Annotated in this window: 5 protein-coding genes and 1 pseudogene; 2 read left to right on the top strand and 4 right to left on the bottom strand. The window is 69.5% G+C overall.

Features of this window, described 5'->3' with window-relative positions; genetic code table 11:
• Positions 1–91: 91 nt before the first annotated feature.
• Complete coding sequence (locus AB0J09_RS57815; protein WP_360711547.1) at positions 92–463, bottom strand: helix-turn-helix domain-containing protein; 372 nt, start codon at positions 461–463, stop codon at positions 92–94.
• Between the two features lie 77 nt (positions 464–540).
• On the opposite strand from AB0J09_RS57815, the gene AB0J09_RS57810 reads away from it, so the two are divergent.
• A complete protein-coding gene (locus AB0J09_RS57810; RefSeq protein ID WP_360711544.1) occupies positions 541–1,377 on the top strand; it encodes an SDR family oxidoreductase in 837 nt (278 codons plus the stop codon).
• Positions 1,378–1,464: 87 nt separating this feature from the next.
• On the opposite strand, the gene AB0J09_RS57805 is transcribed toward AB0J09_RS57810, so the two are convergent.
• The 3 genes from AB0J09_RS57805 to AB0J09_RS57795 form a co-directional block, all read right to left on the bottom strand.
• On the bottom strand, positions 1,465–2,229 hold the full coding sequence (locus AB0J09_RS57805; protein ID WP_360711541.1) for a TSUP family transporter: 765 nt from the start codon (positions 2,227–2,229) through the stop codon (positions 1,465–1,467).
• A gap of 221 nt (positions 2,230–2,450) precedes the next feature.
• Positions 2,451–3,068: an ATP-dependent Clp protease proteolytic subunit gene (locus AB0J09_RS57800; RefSeq protein ID WP_360711538.1), complete on the bottom strand. Its 618-nt coding sequence runs from the start codon at positions 3,066–3,068 to the stop codon at positions 2,451–2,453.
• Between the two features lies 1 nt (position 3,069).
• A complete protein-coding gene (locus AB0J09_RS57795; RefSeq protein WP_360711535.1) occupies positions 3,070–3,633 on the bottom strand; it encodes an ATP-dependent Clp protease proteolytic subunit in 564 nt (187 codons plus the stop codon).
• A gap of 145 nt (positions 3,634–3,778) precedes the next feature.
• On the opposite strand from AB0J09_RS57795, the pseudogene AB0J09_RS57790 reads away from it, so the two are divergent.
• Positions 3,779–4,243: pseudogene (locus AB0J09_RS57790) on the top strand (hypothetical protein); the annotation flags it as partial.

Raw genomic sequence — 4,243 nt, 5'->3', positions numbered from 1 at the left:
GCTTCGACAAACTGGCCACCCGCTACCTGGCAGGCGTCATCATCGCCTCGCTCATGCTCTGGCTCCGGCACGCCGAATTGTCAGACACTCCCTAGCGCGAGGCGTGTTCCTCCCGGGCGGACACCACCTCGGGCATGCGCTCCTCCACCCACTCCAGGAGGGGGATCAGGCGCTCGGCGGCCTCGCGGCCCAGCGAGGTGAGGCTGTATTCGACCCGGGGCGGGATCGAGGTCTCCGCCACCCGCAGCACCATCCCGTCGCGTTCGAGGGCGTGCAGAGTCTGGGACAACATCTTCTCGCTCACCCCGTCGACGCGACGGCGCAGCGCGTTGAAGCGGTAGGGCCCTTCGTGCAGGGCCACCAGCGCCAGGATCGCCCATCGGCCGGTGAGGGTCTCCAGCACCGTGCGCGAAGTGCACCTGCGCGAGAAGACATCGGCCACCAGCTCATCGAACTCCTCCATGGCTGCCAGCTTACGCCTTTGGGTGTACTTTCTGATAGAAACCACTAACCAGCAGAAAGTACTGAGGGAGAGAAACCATGATCGTGGTAACCGGAGCGAGCGGGCACCTGGGCCGGCTGGTGATCGAGGAGCTCAAGAAGCGGGTCCCGGCCGCGCAGATCGTCGCGGCCGCACGGACCCCGGAGAAGGCCGCCGACCTCGGCGTCGAGGTTCGCGAGGCCGACTACGACCGGCCCGAGACGATCGAGGCCGCCCTTCGGGGAGCCACCAAGGTGCTGCTCATCTCCGGCGTCGAACCCCAGCGGGCGCGGCAGCACGCGGCCGTCGTGGACGCGGCGAAGCAGGCCGGGGCCGCGCTCGTCTACACCAGCGCGCCCAAGGCCGACACCACCGAGGCCGGCCTGGCCGCCGACCACCGGGCGACCGAGGAGTACATCAAGGCGTCCGGGGTGACGTACACGATCCTGCGCAACAACTGGTACAACGAGGCCTACGAGCGGTCGATCACCACAGCGTCCCAGCTCGGCGCCGTGTACGGCGCCGCCGGCGACGGCCGGATCGCCTCCGCCTCCCGCGCGGACTACGCCGCCGCCGCGACCGCCGTGCTGACCGGCGAGGGCCACGAGGGCAAGGTGTACGAGCTGACCGGCGACACCACCTGGACCCTGGCCGACCTGGCCGCCGAAATCTCCAAGGTCACGGGCAAGGAGGTCGCCTACCGGAACCTGCCGAAGGACGAGTACGCGGGGGTCCTGGCCGGCGCCGGCCTCCCGGCCCCGTTCGCCGAGCTCCTGGCCGATGTGGACGTCAACATCTCCCGTGGCTGGCTCGCCGACACCCCCGGCACGCTACGCGAGCTCACCGGTCGCCCCACCCAGCCGATCGGCGACTACGTCCGCGCCCTGCTCGCCTAGCGCCCCTCACAGCACACCCCCGGGCGCCCCCGGCTCGCGGAGGCGCCCCGTTTCCTTCCCCCAGACGCCAAGGGGTTGACGTCGCCATCAGCCGGCGAACTGCTGCCACCCCAGCCGGGCAACCAGGGCCACCACGACGCACAGCAGGATGATCCGCACGAAGGCGGTGCCGCGCTTGAGCGCCATCCGCGCGCCCAGCTGGGCCCCGGCCACGTTGCACACGGCCATGCCGAGCCCGAGCGCCCAGTTCACGTGCCCCTGCACCCCGAACACCGCCAACGCCCCGAGGTTCGTCCCGATGTTGATGATCTTCGCGGAGGCGGAGGCCGAGACGAAGTCGAGCCCGAGGATGGTGGTGAAGGCGATGATCAGGAACGTTCCCGTGCCGGGTCCCACGATGCCGTCGTAGAAGGCGATCCCGACCCCCGCCGTCGCCACGGCGGCGAACACCCTGGCGTTGGTACGCAGATGAGGCACCGGCACGGCCCCGAGCGCGGGCCGCAACGTCACGAAAGCGGCCACACCCAGGAGCACCACCATGACGACCGGCCGCAGCACCTCGGCCGAGATCGCCGCCGCGGCCCACGCCCCCAGTCCGGCGCTCACCACAGCCAGCCCCGCGCCAGGGAAGGCCACCTGCCGATCGACCTTGGTGGAACGGGCGTAGGCGACAGCGGCCGACGCGGTCCCGAAGACCGAGGACAACTTGTTGGTGGCCATCGCCTCGACGGTCGGCATTCCGGTCATCAGGATCGCGGGAAGCTGCAACAGCCCGCCGCCGCCCACGACGGCGTCGACCCACCCCGCCCCTACCGCTGCGGCCATCAATACCAGGACCTGCTCCAGCGGCACGCCACTCCCCCGTTTTCCCCCGAGAAACGCCAAGAGTGTACAAGTCGCACTTGCACGCTCGGACAGGGCCCTGGGGTGTCCGCGGGGCAGTAGGGCCCCGCCCGGAAGGGGCTCCCGGGACGGGACCACATGCCGGACCGTGGTTTGGGCGACCCGCACGTCCCCGTCCGGGGCGCAGGCTCAGGGGACCCCAGTCCACACGCGAGGGCCCTGGCGGCGGGTCAGCGGGCGGCGGTCAGGGAGCGCTTTCTGGAGGCGTAGATGTCGTCCACCAGCCCATACGTGCGCGCCTGCTCCGCCGTGAAGATCCGGTCCCGCTCGATGTCCTTCCTGATCTCCACAATCCCCCGCCCCGTGTGCCGGGAGAGCACCTCCTCCTGCTGGTCGCGCATCCGCAGGATCTCCCTGGCGTGGATCTCCAGGTCGCTCCCCTGACCGCGCCCGCCCTCCGCGTGGGGCTCGTGCAGGAGGATGCGGGCGTGCGGCAGGGCGGCGCGCTTGCCGGGTGTGCCCGCCGCCAGGAGGACGGCCGCCGCCGAGGAGGCCTCGCCGATGCAGACGGTGTGGATCTCCGGCCGGACGAACTGCATCGTGTCGTAAATGGCCGTCATCGCCGTGAACGACCCGCCGGGGGAGTTGATGTAGATGTTGATGTCCCGGTCGGGATCGAGCGACTCGAGCGTGAGCAGCTGGGCCATCACGTCGTTGGCCACGACGTCGTCGATGGGCGCGCCGATGAAGACGACCCGGTCCTCGAAGAGCTTGGTGTACGGGGTCATCTCCTTGACGCCGTACGAAGTGCGCTCCGTGAACGAGGGCAGCACGTAACGGCCGCTCATATCAGTTCATCCCTTCTGCGATGTGGTCGACGATGCCGTACTCGAGCGCCTCCGGGGCGGTGAACCAGCGGTCGCGGTCGGAGTCGGCCTGGATGCGCTCCAGCGGCTGGCCCGTGTGGTGGGCGATGATCTCGGCCATCCGGCGCTTGGTGTAGAGCATGTTGTCGGCCTGGATCTGGATGTCGCTGGCCGAGCCGCCGATGCCGCCGAGCGGCTGGTGCATGACGACGCGGGCGTTGGGCAGGGCGTAGCGCTTGCCCTTGGCGCCCGCCGTCAGCAGCACCTGCCCCATGGACGCGGCGAACCCCATCGCCACCGTCGCCACGTCGCACGGAATGAACTGCATCATGTCGTAGAGCGCCATCCCGGCGGTCACGGATCCGCCCGGCGAATTGATGTAAAGCGTTATGTCGCGCCTGGGGTCTTCGGCCGCCAGCAATAGGAGCTCCCCGCAGAGCCGGTTGCAAATGTCGTCGTCCACCTCCTGGCCGAGAACAACGATGCGCTCCTTCAGCAGCCGCTGGCTGAGCTGGTCAGGCCAGATCGCGCGCTGGGTCTCCGTCATGACCGGTCGCCTTTCTGTGCTGGATATTTCTGGGAAAAACGCTAGACCCGGCGGCCGGTAATTCTGGGATCATTTCGCTGGGGGCGCATTTCTCTAAGGGCGCATTCCACTGAGAGCGAATAACCGTCGACATACAATCGCGGATGTGAGAAGGAACCTGCCCCGCCGATGGGCGTGCCTCATCCTGGGCGGCGCGCTGCTGATGCCGTACATGATGGCCGGGGTCCTCGCCGCCCAGTGGCAGGGGCAGAGCGCCAACCTGCTGCTGCCCATCCAGATCGGGGTGTTCGTGGCGGTGCTGCCGGTGGTGGCCCTGACCGGGCTGTTCCTGCCCGTTCGCGGGCTGGAGGTGAACGCGGCGCAGGGCCTGCTCGGGGCGCACGTCGAGACCCCGCCCAGGCAGGCGGGGCGCTCCTGGCAGGAGCGCCGTCGCACCGCCGCCTGGTTCACCCTGCACCTGGCGATCGGCGGCCTGGTGAGCGGCTGCACTCTGGCGATCGTGCCGTTCACGCTGGTCACGCTCGCTTTGCCGTTCGCCGGAGGGGCGACGCCGATCATCGGGATCGCGGTCGAGCCGGGATGGCCGACCGTGCCGTGGGTGGCGGGTGGG

Origin of the sequence: Nonomuraea sp. NPDC049784 (genome assembly GCF_040659615.1) — a bacterium.
In the GTDB taxonomy this organism is placed as follows: domain Bacteria; phylum Actinomycetota; class Actinomycetes; order Streptosporangiales; family Streptosporangiaceae; genus Nonomuraea.
The sequence above is the reverse complement of the archived record's forward strand: the minus strand, read 5'-3'. Positions and strand labels throughout refer to the sequence as shown.

Coding starts and splice junctions, on each gene's coding strand:
- AB0J09_RS57815 (WP_360711547.1), bottom strand. CDS start 463: ATGGAGGAGTTCGATGAGCTGGTGGCCGATGTCTTCTCGCGCAGGTGC.
- AB0J09_RS57800 (WP_360711538.1), bottom strand. CDS start 3,068: ATGAGCGGCCGTTACGTGCTGCCCTCGTTCACGGAGCGCACTTCGTAC.
- AB0J09_RS57795 (WP_360711535.1), bottom strand. CDS start 3,633: ATGACGGAGACCCAGCGCGCGATCTGGCCTGACCAGCTCAGCCAGCGG.
- AB0J09_RS57810 (WP_360711544.1), top strand. CDS start 541: ATGATCGTGGTAACCGGAGCGAGCGGGCACCTGGGCCGGCTGGTGATC.